14 protein-coding genes are annotated in these 17,739 nt (G+C 54.7%); 13 read left to right on the top strand and 1 reads right to left on the bottom strand.

All coding sequences use genetic code 11. From position 1 onward, the window contains the following. Window positions 1–35 precede the first annotated feature (35 nt). From PAE68_RS15500 to PAE68_RS15470, 7 genes are all read left to right on the top strand, one after another. A complete protein-coding gene (locus tag PAE68_RS15500) occupies window positions 36–1,139 on the top strand; it encodes a Gfo/Idh/MocA family protein (RefSeq protein ID WP_281888392.1) in 1,104 nt (367 codons plus the stop codon). Between the two features lie 17 nt (window positions 1,140–1,156). Next, entirely contained in the window at window positions 1,157–2,005 is an 849-nt protein-coding gene (locus PAE68_RS15495) for a sugar phosphate isomerase/epimerase family protein (RefSeq protein ID WP_281888390.1), read from the top strand. 64 nt (window positions 2,006–2,069) lie between these two features. Further along, a complete protein-coding gene (locus PAE68_RS15490; RefSeq protein ID WP_281888388.1) occupies window positions 2,070–2,915 on the top strand; it encodes an AraC family transcriptional regulator in 846 nt (281 codons plus the stop codon). Window positions 2,916–3,119: 204 nt separating this feature from the next. Next, complete coding sequence (locus PAE68_RS15485; protein ID WP_281888386.1) at window positions 3,120–3,542, top strand: VOC family protein; 423 nt, start codon at window positions 3,120–3,122, stop codon at window positions 3,540–3,542. A 33-nt stretch (window positions 3,543–3,575) separates the two neighbouring features. After that, complete coding sequence (locus PAE68_RS15480) at window positions 3,576–4,166, top strand: thioredoxin family protein (protein WP_397378869.1); 591 nt, start codon at window positions 3,576–3,578, stop codon at window positions 4,164–4,166. 74 nt (window positions 4,167–4,240) lie between these two features. Continuing rightward, on the top strand, window positions 4,241–5,188 hold the full coding sequence (locus PAE68_RS15475; protein ID WP_281888382.1) for an aldo/keto reductase family protein: 948 nt from the start codon (window positions 4,241–4,243) through the stop codon (window positions 5,186–5,188). A gap of 501 nt (window positions 5,189–5,689) precedes the next feature. Next, on the top strand, window positions 5,690–6,976 hold the full coding sequence (locus PAE68_RS15470) for a sulfatase family protein (protein ID WP_281888379.1): 1,287 nt from the start codon (window positions 5,690–5,692) through the stop codon (window positions 6,974–6,976). 228 nt (window positions 6,977–7,204) lie between these two features. On the opposite strand, the gene PAE68_RS15465 is transcribed toward PAE68_RS15470, so the two are convergent. Next, entirely contained in the window at window positions 7,205–8,071 is an 867-nt protein-coding gene (locus tag PAE68_RS15465) for a helix-turn-helix domain-containing protein (RefSeq protein WP_281888377.1), read from the bottom strand. Window positions 8,072–8,247: 176 nt separating this feature from the next. On the opposite strand from PAE68_RS15465, the gene PAE68_RS15460 reads away from it, so the two are divergent. The 6 genes from PAE68_RS15460 to PAE68_RS15435 all read left to right on the top strand — a co-directional run bounded on the left by PAE68_RS15460 (window position 8,248) and on the right by PAE68_RS15435 (window position 17,722). Next, complete coding sequence (locus PAE68_RS15460) at window positions 8,248–9,630, top strand: MATE family efflux transporter (RefSeq protein ID WP_281888375.1); 1,383 nt, start codon at window positions 8,248–8,250, stop codon at window positions 9,628–9,630. Window positions 9,631–9,899: 269 nt separating this feature from the next. Next, on the top strand, window positions 9,900–11,228 hold the full coding sequence (locus PAE68_RS15455; protein WP_281888374.1) for a cohesin domain-containing protein: 1,329 nt from the start codon (window positions 9,900–9,902) through the stop codon (window positions 11,226–11,228). Between the two features lie 375 nt (window positions 11,229–11,603). Continuing rightward, a complete protein-coding gene (locus tag PAE68_RS15450; protein ID WP_281888372.1) occupies window positions 11,604–11,801 on the top strand; it encodes a response regulator in 198 nt (65 codons plus the stop codon). A 192-nt stretch (window positions 11,802–11,993) separates the two neighbouring features. Next, on the top strand, window positions 11,994–16,256 hold the full coding sequence (locus tag PAE68_RS15445; protein WP_281888371.1) for a response regulator: 4,263 nt from the start codon (window positions 11,994–11,996) through the stop codon (window positions 16,254–16,256). Further along, window positions 16,253–17,086 carry a CheR family methyltransferase gene (locus PAE68_RS15440; protein WP_281888369.1) on the top strand — a complete coding sequence of 278 codons (834 nt, stop codon included), beginning with the start codon at window positions 16,253–16,255 and terminating at the stop codon, window positions 17,084–17,086. The genes PAE68_RS15445 and PAE68_RS15440 overlap by 4 nt, the downstream gene beginning before the upstream one ends. 57 nt (window positions 17,087–17,143) lie before the next feature. After that, window positions 17,144–17,722 carry a chemotaxis protein CheB gene (locus PAE68_RS15435; RefSeq protein ID WP_281888368.1) on the top strand — a complete coding sequence of 193 codons (579 nt, stop codon included), beginning with the start codon at window positions 17,144–17,146 and terminating at the stop codon, window positions 17,720–17,722. Window positions 17,723–17,739 lie beyond the last annotated feature (17 nt).

The following is a 17,739-nucleotide window of genomic DNA, read 5'->3' as shown; positions in this document are numbered from 1 at the left end:
CGTAGCGATCATGAAGAAGCTGAGGAGGGGATCCAGTGGGGAAGCATGATGGTATGAACTATGCGCCGCAGGGCAAGCCGAGTCCGGTTGTCGCGGCTGGTGAATTCGTATTCGCCGCGATGGCGCTCGAGCATGGACATATATATGGCATGTGCAACGGTCTGCTTGAAGCGGGAGCAACGCTGAAGTGGGTGTACGATCCCGATCCAGCGAAGGTGGAGCAGTTCCGCAAGACGTATCCGCAGGTGCAGGCGGCATCCTCCGAGCAGGAGGTACTGCAGGATGCCGAGGTGAAGCTGGTCGCAGCGGCCGCGATTACGAGTGAGCGTGGGCCGCTCGGCGTGAAGGTGATGAAGCACGGGAAACATTATTTCACCGACAAAGCGCCGTTCACGACGTTAGCACAGCTTGCAGACGCGAAGGCGGCGGTGCAGGAGACGGGCTGCAAATATATGGTGTATTACAGCGAGCGGCTTCACGTTGAGAGTGCGGTATACGCGGGCCAGCTTATTGAGCAGGGGGCAATTGGCCGCGTCGTGCAGGTGCTTGGGCTCGGACCGCATCGGCTGAACGCGCCGAGCCGACCGGACTGGTTTTTCCGGAAGGAGCAATATGGGGGGATACTGTGCGACATCGGTAGCCATCAAATTGAGCAGTTCCTGTATTACTCAGGTAATGCGAATGCCAGTGTGCTGCATAGCAAGGTCGGTAACTTCAACAATGCCGAGTATCCAGAGCTGGAGGACTTCGGTGATGCGTCGCTTCTAGGTGAGAACGGTGCGGCTGGATACTTCCGCGTCGACTGGCTCACGCCTGACGGTCTAGGCACATGGGGAGATGGACGGACGATCATTCTCGGGACGAAGGGCTATATCGAGCTGCGCAAATATATTGATGTCGGCCGTTCGTCGTCCGGCGATCATCTGTATCTGGTCGACGGTGAGAAGGAGCATCACCTCGAGGTGAGCGGCAAGGTGGGCTATCCGTTCTTCGGCAAGCTCATTCTCGATTGTTTGAACGGCACGGAGACGGCAATGACGCATCAGCACGCGTTCAAGGCAGCGGAGCTCTGTCTGCTTGCTCAGGAGCAGGCGATCTGGATTCCGCAGGAAGCTGCTGCAAGCATTCTGAAGCTGTAAGAGGAGGGATGACGATTATGAGATTGTCCGTATTTACTGTAGTAACACCTGACTTGACACCGGAGGAGCTGGGTGCAGCGGCTAGGGAGGCTGGTGTCGAGGGCATCGAGTGGCGCTACAAGGATGTACCAGCGGATGCGCTCGAGGAGGAGCCATCGTTCTGGCGCAACAACCGATGCTCCATCCCTGAGCAGGGCGGACCGGACGTATGTGAGCGCTTCAAGCGGGCCGCGGACGGTCACGGGCTCATCTCAGTATCCGTGACACCCTACTTGAAGTGCGGTGATCTGGAAGGAACGGAGCGGGTATTGGCCACCGCAAGACAGATTGGAGCGGGTATGATTCGTCTTGGCGTCGCTGGGTACGATCGCAGTCGTCCGTTCGGCGAGCTGTATGAGGAGCAACGCCGGTATTTGGCCGAGGCGGAGGTGCTGTGCAGACAATATGGTGTGAAGGGGCTCGTAGAGACGCATCATATGACGATTGCTCCGAGTGCCAGCGCTGCGCGCAGACTTGTCGACAGCTGTAACCCGGACTGGATCGGCGTCTTGTGCGATCCGGGCAATATGGTGCGCGAGGGCTATGAGAATTACAAGATGGGGCTGGAGCTGCTTGGGCCGTATCTAGCGCATGTACACATGAAGAACGGAAGCTGGACACAGTCCGGGACCGATGAGAAAGGCGCGGCGATCTGGAATGCGGCTTGGGTGCCGATGAAGCAAGGAATGGTATCTTGGCCGCAGCTGCTCGAGGACTTGAAGGCGGTCGGCTACGACGGTTGGCTCGGTATTGAGGATTTCAGTAAGGAGCGAGGCACGCGCGACATGCTGAAGCAGTGGGCTTCTTATATCGGTGGCCTGCTCTAAATTGCCGAACTGACGATGTACATGGTATGCTGGGATCGAGCTACCAACGTATCGGGAGGCTGCCATGTGCGCATTGTACACTCATCCCATATTTGATTTCCAATATCGGTATAGCGCACCCTTGAAGACGAATTTCCATACTCATGTCAACTATGAGGTGTATTACTTCCATAGCGGGAGCTGTACGTACTTGATCGGCGACCGGATCTACGTGCTTGCGCCGGGTGATCTGCTGCTCATGAACGGCATGACGCTGCATTGTGCCAAGATCGATCCGGCCGTCGAATATATTCGTTCGATCATTCATTTTGAGCCTGGGGGGCTCCAGCCGCTGCTGTCGATTCAGCCCTCGGTGCCGCTGCTGCAGCCGTTCACAGAGCTGGGCAACTATCGTCTACGCCTCGGCGGCGAGCAGCGTGCAGAAGCGGAGGCTCTGCTCCAGCGGATGGACGACCTGCGGCGCAGCGGCGACGTGCTTGGAGCGTATCGCTGCCAGCTTGTGTTTGCGGAGCTGCTCTGCTTCATCTACGAGCGGTGCAGGCAGCCGCTCGAGCACAGGGGCGAGCAGTCCTCGGAGAAGGAGCGAACGGTGCAGCAGCTTATTACGTACATCGAAGGGCACTACACCGAAGACCTGCACCTCGATCAGCTGCAGCAGGAGCTGCATATGAGCAAGTACTACGCCTCCAGACTGTTCAAGGAGGTCACGGGCGTAACGATCTTCGACTACGTGTATCAGCGTCGCATTAATCAGGCGCGGATTGAATTCGTGCTGGAGCCCAAGGTGTCGGTCACCGACGTGTGCTTCAAGGTCGGCTTCAAGCATCTGGCCCACTTCAGCCGTGTGTTCAAGAAGCAGGTCGGGATGACGCCTGAGCAATATAAGCGGTCCCGACTCAGGACCGAATAGGATAGACGCCCTCTTATTAAGAGGGCGTCTATTTGCGTGATTTGGACCTCGTCTTCGTGGAGGTCAGCTCACTCCCATCGGTCTTCTGTTACTCCAGCTATACTTAGTTACGTTCATGTAACTTATTTTCGGAAGCTCGAATATAGGGTATACTAGTCCTCGGGTAATGAAAACGATTCAAATGATGGAAAAGGAGGCGGCTGCATGAGTACCAATTCGAAAATAGCTGGCTGTGGCTTTCACCATGTTGCGCTTCGGGCGAATGACTTTGAGGCGACCGTTCAGTTCTATACAGAAGGGCTCGGCTTCAAGGTGAGACACGGCTGGGGCGAAGGGGAGAAGCGCATCGTCCTGCTCGATACCGGGGACGGCAACTACATGGAGGTGTTCGCGGGTGGCAAGGGTGAGCAACTGCCTGACGGCTCGTACTTCCACGTTGCGTTCCGGACGACGGATGTCGACGGAGCGGTGCAGGCGGCTGTTGCAGCCGGTGCTGTCGTGACGGTAGAGCCGAAGGATGTCGTGCTTGGCGACGCGCCGCCGACACCGGTACGCATTGCGTTCGTCAAGGGGCTGAACGGCGAGACGATCGAGTTTTTCCAGAGCACAGGAGATAACCAACTCTAATTATATCGATATCAAAAAGGAGCGATGATGAGCATGGCAGATACATTCCGTACACTAACACTGGGGGATACGCCTCCAGCCTTCTCCTTGCCGGCGATAGACGGTAAGACGTATTCCTTGAACGACTTCAGCGATGCAAAGGCGCTCGTCATCTTCTTCACGTGCAATCATTGCCCGTATGTGATCGGCTCGAATGAAGAGACGCGCAAGACGGCGGACAAGTTCAAGGCGCACGGCGTGCAGTTCGTAGGCATCAACTCGAACAGCGTCAACACGAAGCCGGAGGATTCGTTCGAGCATATGGTTACGCACATGCAAGAGCATAACTACCCTTGGGTGTACCTGCATGATGAATCACAGGACGTGGCATTTGCGTATGGTGCGCTGCGGACGCCGCATTTTTACATATTCGATGAGAGTCGTAAGCTTGTATATACCGGACGGGGTATTGATACGCCGCGTGACTCGAGCAAGATGACGGTGAATGATCTGGATAACGCCTTGACGGAGCTGGTGAACGGACAGCCGATCTCGGTGCCGCTGACGAACCCGATCGGCTGCAACGTGAAGTGGGAAGGCCGTGACGCGCACTGGATGCCTGCGGAGGCTTGCGACTTGGTGTAATTATTGTTGGGTATGTGGCATATAGGAACGGCTGCGCCTGCGGGCGACAGCATGAAGCTGGGGAGGCATGAACGATGAAATATCGGAGGCTTGGACGTACAGGGTTAAAGGTAAGTGAAATCAGCCTCGGAAGCTGGCTCACGTATGCGAACAGCGTAGGTGAGAATACGGGCGCGCAGCTGGTGAAGCGGGCGTTCGAGCTCGGCATTAATTTCTTCGATACGGCGAATGTGTATGAGCGCGGTGCGGCTGAGGTAATGCTGGGTGATATCATGAAGGAATACCGCCGTGATTCGTACGTGCTCGCGACGAAGGCGTTCTGGCCGATGGGCGACGGTCCGAACGACCGCGGCTTGTCGCGCAAGCACGTGTTCGAGCAGCTGCATGCGAGCTTGAAGCGTCTGCAGACGGATTACGTCGATATTTTTTACTGCCATCGCTATGATCCCGAGACGCCAGTGGATGAGACGCTGCGGACGATCGACGACATGGTGCGTCAGGGTAAGGTGCTGTATGTCGGAGTAAGTGAGTGGACGGCTGCGCAAATTCAGGAAGGACTCGGCGTGGCGAATCATTACCTCTTGGACCGCATCGTTGTCAATCAGCCGCAGTACAGCATGTTCCAGCGTAACATTGAGAAGGAGATTGTGCCCGTTAGCGCAGCCAATGGCATCTCGCAGGTCGTCTTCTCGCCGCTGGCGCAGGGCGTGCTCACGGGTAAATACCGCCTCGGTATGGAGCTGCCGGAGGGCAGCCGCGCGGTCGATCCGAAGGCGAACAAGTGGATCGTGAACTACCTTGACGAGGCGCATCTGCAGAAGGTCGAGCAGCTGATCGCTGTGGCAGAAGAGCTTGACCTGTCGCTCTCGCAGCTGGCGATCGCTTGGGTGCTGCGTCATGAGAGCATCGCGAGTGCGCTGATCGGTGCGACGAAGGTGTCGCAGCTGGAGCAGAACGTCACGGCGTCCGGCGTTGTTATTCCGCAGGATGCGCTGGCGAAGATTGAAAGCATTCTGCAATAGAGATTGAACGTCACTTTATGGCATCTGATGATGCACTTCAGAGGGCTGTTCGGGTCGAAGCTTGCGCTTCGCTCGGACAGCCCTCTTGTGTGCTTGGCAAGGCAAGCGACTAAGGAGTGAAAGACTCCCGTACGCCGCAGGTGGCAGCAGTACATAGCTGACACATCGTGCTTAGTCCGTGAGGATGGGGGGCGGATGTGTAGGCAACGCTGCATGAACAGGGAATGTCCAATACCACCATTGGCTTCGGAAGCTGCGGCAATCGCTCGACAGCGCCTATCTTAATTGGGATATTTTGAATCATACGGATATGGTGTGTTAACGGGGGTTAAGGGTTGCTGAGCTGTAATTCGAATACGCAGGTGAGACGGATATTTACGTCCTTCGCATCGAGATGCTAAGGTTAGACTCAGCTTAGTCGACAAGACACTAGAATTGGAGGGATGAGATGAGGATTTGCTGGTTGCGATAAATTTTTGGAACAGAATCTGGAGGTTTCCGATGTCATACAATTTGCTTTATGTGTTTGCGGATCAGTTGAGCATGTACGCTTTGAATATATACGGCAATCAGAATGCCGTCGCCACCCCCAATATGGATAGGCTGGCCCGGCAGGGAGTCAGGTTCACGAACAGCTATTGCAGCACTCCGCAGTGTTCGCCGTCTCGTTCTTCCCTGCTAACGGGACTGCACCCGCACAAGACGGGCGTCGTCGGCAATATCGGGAGTCCGGATACGGTGCCGCTAAGCGAGGAGCTGATCGGTGTCGGTGTCCATATGCAGCGCCAAGGCTTCAGAACCGGATATTTCGGTAAATGGCATCTAGGCACGCCAGTCGACCGATTCGGCTTTGATGTATGGTCCGGCCATGTTCCGAATGAAGAGAAGGACGAGCGGACGACCCGCCATGCGGTCGGCTTTATCGAGCAGGGGGTGCCGGGGCAGCCTTGGCTCGCCCTCGTGTCGTATGAAAATCCGCATAATATTTACGATGTGATCCATGCGATGAACGAGGGGCTGGAGCTGGATACGGATTCTATTGTGCTGCCGTCTAACTTCCACGACGATCTAGCCGACAAGCCCCGGGCACAGCGGATTTACTTGGACCACGACCAGGGCGAACTGCTGACATCGTTCGATGAGGATAAGTGGAAATATTACCTCGCTTTCTATTATCGGTTAGTCCGCGAGCTGGATGAGGAGCTTGGCAAGCTGCTTGCTGCGCTTGAAAGCTCCGGCCAGACAGAGCGCACCATCATTATTTTTTCATCCGACCATGGCGATTTGATGGGGGCGCATCGGTGTCCCTTCAAGGGTCCGATGATGTATGACGAACTAATCAAGGTTCCGCTGCTGATCAGCTGTCCCGGCCTGCTGCCGGAAGGGGAAACGAGGGACCAGCTTACCGTCAATATCGATATATTCCCGACCGTATGCGATTTGTTAGGCGTTACTATCCCCGTAGGGCTGGACGGTCGATCGATCAAGCCGTGCCTGCTCGATGCTTCCCGAGAAGACAGAGCATATGTCGTAATCCAATATCACTCCAAGCAGAAATGGGTCAATCCGATTCGTACGATCGTCAACAAGGAGTTCAAGTACAATCTGTACTTGAGCGGCGAGGAGGAGCTGTACGCCGCTGGGCAGGAGGACAGGGAAGTGACGAATTTGGCTCGTGACGGACGGTACGATGAGGTGAAGGCGAACTTGAAATCGATGCTGCTCGAATGGATGCAGCGAGAGGGCGATCCCTTCTTCGATTATGAAACGACGGAGCTGGGCGGTTAACATCAAGTCGATGTTGGAACGTATGGAATGTGAAACGATTCGCAAAGCGGAGCCAAAAAATGATGGTGGGTACTGCCTTTCTGACATTAGCCTTTCTGACATTAACAATGAACTACATCCCCAGAGGGGATCATCTTGGAGGAGCCGGATGCGATGACCCGCATGTCCGGATCTGTGATAGGCCCATGCCAATGCGCATGGGCCTATTCGATTGTATGGGGCGCTGGGCTATTGGAACTGTCTGCGGTAATCGCGAGGGGTGACGCCGGTATGCTTCACGAAGCAGGCGGTGAAATACGACGGCTGATTGAAGCCGACCTCGCCTGCGATGCGCGTGATGGGCAGGTCGCTCTGCACGAGCAGCAGCTTCGCCTGCTCCAGCCGGTAATGGTTGAGATATTCGAATGGCGAGCAGCCGAACCGCTTCTGCATGCATCTGGCGATGTAGACGGGGTGGAAGCTGAGCGCCTCCCCAAGCGCCTGAGCCGTGATTGCCTCGCGGTAGCGACTGCGTAAATACGAGGCGGCGAGGTCCGCGCAGCGTGTGGTAGATGCGTCCTCCTCTGTCTGACCGCCAAGCTGCAGCTGCTCCAATAGCGCGAGGAACAGCAGCTGCTGCTTGAAGCGGGACGTTCGCTGAGACTGGGCATCTAGTGTGAGGATTCCCTCCAGCAGCTCGTATAGCTTCGCAGGCTTGGCTGGATGCATGAATTGAGGAATGTTCAGTTGTATGGTTTGTGGAGTGGTAGCATTGAACGGCTCTACAAGCTCCTCCTCGTGCTCGTCGAAGCTGCTCTCCTCCTTCACCCTCCATATTCCTCCGGCATGGAAGTGCAGCCAGTAATAGCCTGTTGGCTCTGAGCAGACTGCTGTTGGATAGTGGTGACAGTCCGGCCTCAGGATGAGGACCGTGCCGCTGCTAACCTCGTAGCTGCGGTCTTCTTCAGCTATATATAAGCATCCCGAGCGAACAGCGAGCAGATCGAATACGCCGAAGTTACGTCGATTCGGGTGCTTACTGCCGACTTCGCTTAATAAGTAACCGCTTGCAATGTAGTGGGGCATCTGAGGCACTGACAATTGCAGGATCGGCATGGGATTCACTCCTTAAACACAGATGATCCAAGTTTAAATTATGATAGTTCTAGTTGTCAAAGTGCTATGTGCCGGGCGTCATTCCTCCTATAATGGGGAATATCAAATAAGCGGCGCGGCGTAAATAGACGCTGCGGTCAGGCTAGCGTCGCGGAGTGGTAAGAGGAGGAGGCAGCATGTCAGACACAGCTAGAAAAATGACGCTATGGGCTTTAGCTTGGCCCATATTTATTGAGATGTTTCTACATCTGCTGCTTGGAACGGCGGATACGCTGATGGTAAGTCGTATATCCGACGATGCGGTGGCGGTAGTCGGTATCGCGACCCAGATGTTCAATGCAGCGAACATTCTGTTCGCAGCTGTTGCGGCGGGAGCCGGGGTGCTGATCTCGCAGCGGATTGGAGCGAGGCAAGGTGAGGATGCGCGGCTCATCGGTATCATGACGGTGAAGGCATCGCTCGTCATCGGCATTGCTCTTAGCCTTGCTCTCTATTTCGGAGCATCAGAGCTGGCACAGCTGCTGCAGCTGGAGGGCGGTCTGCTGCCGCTCGCGGAAATCTACATCTCCATCGTAGGCGGCGGCATGGTGCTGACCGCTCTTATGTCAACGCTCAGCACGGTGATCCGCAGTACGGGCGACACGCAGACTCCGATGTATGTCGCGATCAGTATGAACGTTGTGCATATCGCCTTGAACTATGCGTTGATCGGGGGGGAGCTCGGCTTCCCGGAGATGGGACTGGCCGGAGCAGCCGTATCGACGGTAGCGAGTAGATTGCTTGCAGTCGTCGTGCTGTACTTCGTCTGGAGCCGGGCATTCGAACGAAGACTGGAGCTGCGAGACTGGCTCTCGTCAGATCGCTCCTTAATGAAGGAGGTGCTGCGTCTCGGTTGGCCGCTCGGACTGAATATGTCCAGCTGGTTCCTGTCACAGCTGATGATCTACACGTTCGTCGCCATGCTTGGGGCGAAGGAGCTCGCAGCACGAACGTACATGAACACGCTCGAATCGTTCTGCTTCATGCTGGGCTTCTCCATCGCCCTTGCCGTTCAGATCCAGATTGCCTACTTATTCGGAGCAGGACGTACCGAGGAAGCATACCGTAGCACGTTCCGCGCATCAGGCATCGGGCTGGTCATCGTCGGGCTGAATGCACTGCTCCTGTATGCGCTCGGCGAGCCGATCTTGTCCATCTTCACAACAGACTCTGACATAGTGACGATGTGCTTGTCCTTGCTAATGCTCAATCTGATTTTGCAGCCGGGCAAAATGGTCAATATGGCGTTCGGCAACTCCCTTGTTGCTGTTGGCGACACCCGCTTCACCATGATCATCAGCGTACTGTCGATGGGCTTCATTGCGACAGGGCTGTCCTATGTGCTCGGCATTCAGTGGGGCTGGGGACTGACGGGCATCTATGTGGCGATGATCGCCGATGAATACTTACGTGGCGTGCTTGTCGTCATTCGTTGGTCGGGCAGGAAGATGCTGACCCGCGGAGCGGTGCGCGAGCCTGAGCTGGAGCGGGGGAAGGCGGCGCTGCAGGTGGGAGAGTGAATCTATTAGTCTTCATTAACATTCTGAAGTGGAAAACGTATATACCATATTGGGGATTGCTATTATTCAGGACCTAGGTGCTACTACTGCATGTAGGTCCTATTTGTCGTTACTGTGAGTTATGAAGAAAGTTTGTGTCGTCTGTTGTCATGTTTTCATTAATATAATAGATACAAATAACTAAAAAGGAAACATATGTCTTTGAGTCCAAGGGGGAATTATGTAATATCAATACGTACATACAAAATAAAGAAAAGGTGGTATTTTCTTTGAGTCGACTGTCAGTATTATTCACTTCATTATTTTTTTGTCTCGTTCTTGCATTTCCGTTTTATGCAAATGCGCATTTTGGTGGGCTCATGCAAGGTAAGGTAATGACAAGTGAATCTAGTACCCCGGGAAACTTACGTACTTGGGACACATCTTCTAATTTTGTACTACAAGGAAGTAATGCTAACTCGAAAACCGATTCGGTCTGGTACGAATTCAATGGAGTAGCGACGATTAATAGTTATCAACTCAATCGTTCCCCTTCTCAGATCGAAATAGTATTCTATGATTCAATGGATCAGATTTTATGGTCATCAACAACTCCATCTCACAGTGGGGGAGATACAGGTAAAGTATCAATCCCTGCAGTGAGTAACGTTAAGAAAATAATGCTAAATAACATTTATGGTGCTGGAATTACCCTATATAATTTCGATGTATTTGGAGAAGAGGTAGCCGTTACAAAGCCTACTCCACCTGCTGATTTGAAAGCAACCCTTATGGGTGAGCAGGTTTCATTATCTTGGGGAGCAGTAAATAATGCTACAAGTTATCATGTTAGACGCTCAGTTGCTGAAGGCGGTCCATATACAACGATAGCAACCAATGTGACTTCAAATGCTTATGTGGACAACATTACTTCAGGGAGTACCTATTACTATGTTATTACTGCTGTAAATGCTGGTGGACAAAGTGCAAATTCCAATGAGATTGCTGTGTCTTTTACCAGGAATCCAACACTTGATATTGTTATTGCTGAGGATGAAGTGAAGGTCGGTCAAGAAATAAGTGCAAATGTAATGTTAAGAAACGTTGTAAATATTTATGCAGAGGATTTTACAGTTAACTATGATAATAGCAAGTTTGAATTTATAGGCTTCGAAGAGGTGCTTGGATACAAGGTCTATAACACGCCTGTTGATCAAAACGGACAGCTTCGCTTTATCGTTGCTAGCCAAGGACAAGAATATGGTATTACAGGAGAAACGACATTATTAAAGCTGAAGCTCAAAGCGAAAGCAGAAGGCATGGCGAAGGTTGATGCGCAGAAGTGTCGTATCGCAGATACCCAAAAAGAATTTGATTTGCCTGCGGATGATTGCGGAGAAGATTCGTTATTAATTGAAGGATTTTTCGACGTAAATAGATCAGGTGAGTACACACTATTAGATTTGGCAATTGACGCATACTACTATGGCCAGTTAGCATCTAGTACGCCAACAAGTTATAATACAAACCAATCTGGTGATGAGCGGATTTTGGAAGAAGACCTTCAATTTATAGTTACACAATTGTTGGAAAATAATAATTATCCATTAAATATGTAGTCCTCCTTTATAACGAATCTAATAGAAAAAATCGTAAACAGCCTTTTCTCGACTAGACTCATGCTAGTGGGATTATAGGCTGTTTGCTTTTATTTCCAGGATTCACCTCAAACTTTCCTAACAACGATGCGGTACGATCTTCGTGCTTGGAGGAAGCGAACTGGGCGTTTCAAGTCAGATGTTAGCCGATGGAAACGAGTTGGTTCTGATGGATGGCATTCAAGCTTTGGAGCATATTATGAACGAACATCCTGTCTCGGTCGTCTGCCGAAAGTCACACGGACAACGTTAGTTTACCGCTAGGCGCTCTTGCCTCAGGTATATCAGCACATTATGAGCTTCAGTTAACATTGATTGGGCCAGGGGGAGAATACGATGGGCAAAATATTAGTTGTCGATGATGCGGCCTTCATGAGAATGATGCTTAAAGATATTTTAACGAAAGCTGGTCACGAGGTGATCGGTGAGGCGGCTAACGGCTTCGAGGCGATCAAGGCCGGAGCGAAGGATTTTATCGTGAAGCCGCTCCAGCCCGATCGGGTGATTGCCGCTGTGGAGAAGGTGCTCGCATAATTCGATCATTCCGATCGAGGCCCGTCTGTCGTGCAGGCGGGCTTTTTTTGCGTATGCTCGGCGGTAAAGTTTGTCGATAGGTGTCGTTAAGCAGGAGAATCGACAAGATCGGAGAATTTCTAAATACATGCATCATCCTTAAGTCGCTATTCATACGTACCACATTATTCTATAGAAGCGAGGGGCGCGAGCATGAATTGGATTCGAAACCTAAAGCTGAACTACAAGCTGCTCCTCATGATTGCGGTGCCAATGCTGGGGGTATTCTACTTCTCCTTCTCCGCCGTATCCGAAAAGCTAGGCCACATGAACGAGATGGGCCGACTTCAGCAGCTGGCACAGCTTGCGGTCAGCACGAATGCCGTCATCCATGAGCTGCAAATTGAGCGCGGGCTCATCCCGAGCATGTACGGAGAGCGCACAGCGGCACAGCTGTCGGTGATGAGGGAGCAGCGTCAGGAAGCGGCTCGAAGCGCTGAGCTGTTTCGCAAGCAATTTGAGGCGATGAATAATAAGCAGCTAGACGGTCAGCTTGTCGCTGTGTATGAGAAGTCTGTGGGGGCGCTCGAGCGGCTGGATGAATACCGCCGACAGATTGACAGCCGCTCGATCGGGAAGCCGGAGGTTATGCAGACGTATCTCGAGACGATCGATTCGTTCTTCGAGGCTCTCGAGGGTGTCAGTCAGCGAGGAGACGATGAGCAGGTGTCCGACATGATGTCGGCACTCATGCACTATTCCAGAAGCAAAATCGCCGTCAGTCAGGAGCGGACGTATGTATACGACCTGCTGCTGGCAGGGACGCATAAGACGGCTGATTTCGAACGGCTCGGCGCGCTGAAAAATCAGCAGGAGACGTATTATACAGTGTTCACCTCGTATGCAGAGCCGGAAATGATCGCCTTGCATCGCAGCGAGGCGGGAGGCTTGCTAGCTGTCGAGGTGGATCGTCTGCGCGGTGAAGTGCTCGGAACTATGCCCGGAGAGCAGCTAACGGTCGATCCTCAAGCGTGGTTCGCTGCGGCGACGGAGCGCATCGAGGCGATGAAGCGGACGGAGGATACGCTCTCGGCGAGGCTGTCCGTGCTCATGCAACAGATTGAGCAGAACGCCAGACAGTCGCTGCTGCTTGTGCTCGGCTTCAACCTGTTCGTGCTGCTGTCGTCGTTGCTGTTGATCTACTTCATATCCCGAATGCTGCTTACTCCGATTCGGGCGCTGCAAAAGTCGACCGGGCTCGTGCTGCAAGGCGAGACAGAGGTCGAGCTGCAAGTCAGCTCCCGCGATGAAATCGGGGATCTGACGATGGGATTCCAGCAGATGGTGGAAAGCTTCCGCGATGTCATTCGTCAGGCTGACCGAATCTCTAAGGGAGATTATGAGCAATCGATCGTGCTGCGCTCCGATCGCGACCGGTTAAGTGCAGCGCTTAATGAGATGCTGCGCTCGCTCAAGGAGACGAAGGCTGAGAACGCCCGCCAATATTGGCTGAAGACGCAGCTGGCGAGACTGATGGGCATGACGCAAGGGATGGAGGACCTCAGCAAGCTCGGCAGTATGCTGATTCAAGAAATTTGCAGTCTGGTCGAGGCGGGTCAAGGCGTCTTCTACATTCGCGAGGAGAGCGCCTCGGCGCTTCGCTCGTCGGGTCGAAGCGTGAGCTTCGTGCTGCTGGCGAGCTACGCGTTCCGCGAGCGGAAGCATATGTCAGGTCGCATTCCGCTCGGAGAAGGCTTGGTCGGACAGTGCGCGGTCGAGAACAAGCCGATCCTGCTGACACACGTGCCAGATGACTATATTCAGATCGGCTCGGGACTCGGCGCAGGCAAGCCGCAGCAGGTGCTCGTGCTGCCGATCGTGTTCGAGGAACGGACCATTGCTGTGCTGGAGCTCGCTTCGTTCCGCACCTTCACCGACGTGGAGCACGATCTACTGGAGCAGCTGTCCGGCACGCTCGGGGCGGTCATCCAGAGCATCATCAGTAGGCAGCGCACCGAGGAGCTGCTCCGTGAGTCGCAGCTGCTCGCCGAGGAGCTGCAGACGCAGCAGGAGGAGCTGCGTACGGCGAATGAGGAGCTGGAGGAGCAGACTCAGATGCTGAGGCAGTCCGAGGAGAAGATGCGCATCCAGAGCGAGGAGCTGCAGACGATCAACGAGGAGCTGGAGGAGAAGACGAATTACCTCGAGCTGCAGAAGGCCGATATTGAGCGGCAAAATCATTTCATTCAGCAGTCCAAGCGGGAGCTCGAGGTGAAGGCGGAGGAGCTGGAGCTTGCAAGCCAGTACAAGTCCGAGTTTCTCGCGAACATGTCGCATGAGCTCCGTACACCGCTGAACAGTCTGCTTATACTCGCGAAGTCGCTCGCTGCGAATACAGAAGGGAATTTGACTGAGGATCAGGTGGAGTCGGCGGGCATTATTCATAGCGGAGGACTTGATCTGCTGACGTTGATCAACGATATTCTTGATCTGTCGAAGGTGGAGGCGGGCAAGCTGGACATTCATCCGGATGAGGTTCGTCTGGACGCGATGCTGCGCAGCCTGCACGTCCAGTTCCAGCCGCTAGCCAGAGAGAAGGGGCTGGAGCTGGAGCTGAAGCTGGAGGAGGGGCTGCCTGCCTCAATCGTCACCGACGAGCAGCGGGCGGTGCAGATCTTGAAGAATCTGCTGTCGAATGCGTTCAAGTTTACCCACCAAGGTAAAATTACGGTCTCCATCGGCCGGCCACCTGCAGGGACGGTGCTTGCGTGCAGCGGGCTGTCGGCTCGCGAGACTGCTGCGTTCTCAGTAACGGATACCGGTATCGGCATTCCTTCACACAAGCAGCAGGCGATATTCGAGGCGTTCCAACAGGCGGATGGATCGACGAGCCGCAAGTACGGCGGCACCGGCCTTGGGCTGACGATCTCGCGGGAGCTGGCGAAGCTGCTCCATGGCGAGCTGCAGCTGCATAGCCGAGAGGGAGAAGGCAGCACGTTCACGCTGTACTTGCCGCTGCGGTCATCGCAGCAGCAGACGGCTGCGCTTGACGAGCCGAGTGTGCAAGGCGAGAAGCTTAGCACATCGGACGCAGTCGCTGCGAACGATGTAGTCGCGCATCTCATGGAGCCGAACAGTAGCACGACCTCCTCGTCGGCGGCACAAGCACAGGCACAGGCAGGTGCGGCTGAGGCGGCCGCTGCTGTAGATCGCAGCATGGCGGGAGTGCTAGCCGCCCCTGCGGCAGCGATCCGCTCGTTCATCCCGGATGACCGCGAGGAGCTTCACGCTTTCTCCGGCAAAGAGAAGACGCTGCTCATCATCGAGGACGATCCAGCGTTCGCGAAGGTGCTGGTCAAGCTGTCGCGCAGCAAGGGCTTCAAGTGCGTGGCAGCTGGCGACGGCTTCAGTGGGCTTCAGCTTGTGAAGCGCTACACTCCGACTGCAGTGCTCCTCGACCTCGGCTTGCCGGACATGGATGGACTGAAGGTGCTCGATCATCTGAAGCGAGACAGCCAGACGCGCCATATTCCGGTCCATATTATTTCGGGTAAAGACGCAGGGCCTGCATCATTGAAGCGGGGAGCGGTCGGCTTCATGTCGAAGCCGATATCGGCGGATGATATGGACAACGTGTTTGACAAAATTGAGCATGTGCTCAACGAGCGCATCAAGCAGGTGCTCGTCATCGAGGACGATGCGAGCAACCAGAAGGCGATTCACGAGCTTCTGAAGCATAAGAAGATTGATATTCATAGCGCCTTCACCGGAATGGAAGGGCTGGAGCGGATGAAGGAGCAGGTGTATGACTGCGTCATCCTGGATCTGAAGCTGCCGGATATGACCGGGCAGGAGCTGCTCGAGCGACTCGTCCAGGCTACGGATTCGCCGCCGCCGATGATCATTAATACAGGCAAGGAGCTGACGCAGGCGGAGTACAAGGAGCTGAACCGATTCACCGACAGCATCGTGATCAAGGGGGCGAACTCGCCGGAGCGGCTGCTTGATGAGGTATCGCTATTTCTGCACAGCGTACAGAAGCAGCTGCCGGAGGAGCAGCGGGCGATGCTACGGATGGCACTTGATTCCGACGAGTCGCTGAAGGGGCGCAAGGTGCTGCTGGTCGATGACGATATGCGCAACACGTTCGCGCTGTCCAAGGTGCTGCGTCAGCATGGCCTTGAGGTGCTGATGGCAGACAATGGCAAGCTGGCCGTCGAGAAGCTGGAGAGCGAGAGCGGCATCGAGCTCGTCATTATGGACATTATGATGCCGGTGATGGACGGCTATGAGGCGATGCGCCTCATTCGGAGCAAGCCGCAATATAGCCGACTGCCGATCATCGCACTGACGGCTAAGGCAATGAGCGGCGATCGCGAGAAATGCATCGAAGGAGGGGCCAACGACTATATGACGAAGCCCGTCGACACCGACAAGCTGCTATCCTTGATCCGCGTATGGCTGTTTGAATCATGAGGAGCGAGCACGATAAGGAGAAGCTGGAGGCCGAGCTCGTGCTGGAGGCGCTGTACAGAGGGCATGGCTTCGACTTTCGTCAATATGCACGATCGTCGATGCTGCGCCGGCTCCATTATATTCGCTCCAAGGCAGGTCTTGAGCGATTGTCCGATCTGATCCCTCGCGTGCTTCACGACGAAGCGTTCGTGCGAGACATGCTCGTCAACATCTCGGTAACGGTGACCGAGATGTTCCGGGACCCGGCGTTCTTCCTCGAGCTGCGAACGAAGGTGATCCCGGTGCTGAAGACGTATCCGTTCGTCAAAATATGGCACGCCGGCTGCGCGACAGGCGAGGAGGTATACTCCATGGCGATATTGCTGCAGGAGGAAGGCTTCTACGACCGGGTGCAGATCTATGCGACGGATATTAACCACGAGTCGCTGAAGACGGCCTCCGAGGGCATCTATCCGATCGAAGCGATGCGGAAGTTTACTGCCAATTACAACAGCAGCGGCGGGAAGGCATCCTTCTCGGATTATTATTACGCGAAATATCAGATGGCCAAGATGAACGAGGATTTGAAGGCGAACATCGTCTTCTCACCGCACAATCTGGTTACCGATCAGACGTTCGGCGAGATGAACTTGATCATCTGCCGCAACGTATTGATCTATTTCGATCGGCAGCTGCAGAACCAAGTGTTCGGCCTCTTCGACCAGAGCCTCGTCCATCGCGGCTTCCTCTGCCTCGGGAGCAAGGAGTCGCTAGAGCTTGCGCCGCAGCGGGCCGATTACGAGGACATCTCCCCGCGCTGGCGCATATTCCGCAAGCAGCTGAAGCTGTAGCATCTCCGCGCAGCCGGGACTGCTGCGCCCATCGCACGGAAGGAGGCGCCAAGCGCAATGACTGACAACTATGAGGCCGCCTTCATCGGCGTATCGGCTGGAGGGCTGCAGGCGCTTCGCACACTGCTGACAGCGATAGCACCCTCGTTCCCGCTTCCGATCGTTATCGTTCAACACTTGAAGGAAGGCAGTGACAGCTACTTGGCCGATTACTTGAACGGTGTCGCCGCCATTCAAGTGAAGGAGGCGGACGACAAGGAGAAGCTGAAGGCGGGAGTCGCCTACATCGCACCGGCCGGCTACCATCTGCTCGTCGAGGATGACCGTACGCTCGCCCTGTCTGTCGATCCACCTGTGCAGTATTCCCGTCCGTCTGTCGATGTGCTGTTCGAGAGCGCGGTGTATGCGCTCGGCGGACGATGCATAGGCGTCGTGCTGACGGGAGCGAACGCCGATGGAAGCCGCGGCTTGCTGGCGATCAAGCGTGCTGGAGGGCTGGCCATCGTCCAGAATCCGGCAACTGCTGAATATTCGACGATGCCGGCTGCAGCGCTGCGTCTCGTGGAAGCAGACTACGTTGTCGAGCTGGAGGCGATCGGCCTCCTGCTGAACGAAATAGCCGCCTCGTGCTCATGAACGCACGAAGCAGAAAG

Origin of the sequence: Paenibacillus sp. YYML68 (assembly GCF_027923405.1) — a bacterium.
Lineage (GTDB): Bacteria > Bacillota > Bacilli > Paenibacillales > NBRC-103111 > Paenibacillus_G.
The sequence above is the reverse complement of the archived record's forward strand: the minus strand, read 5'-3'. Positions and strand labels throughout refer to the sequence as shown.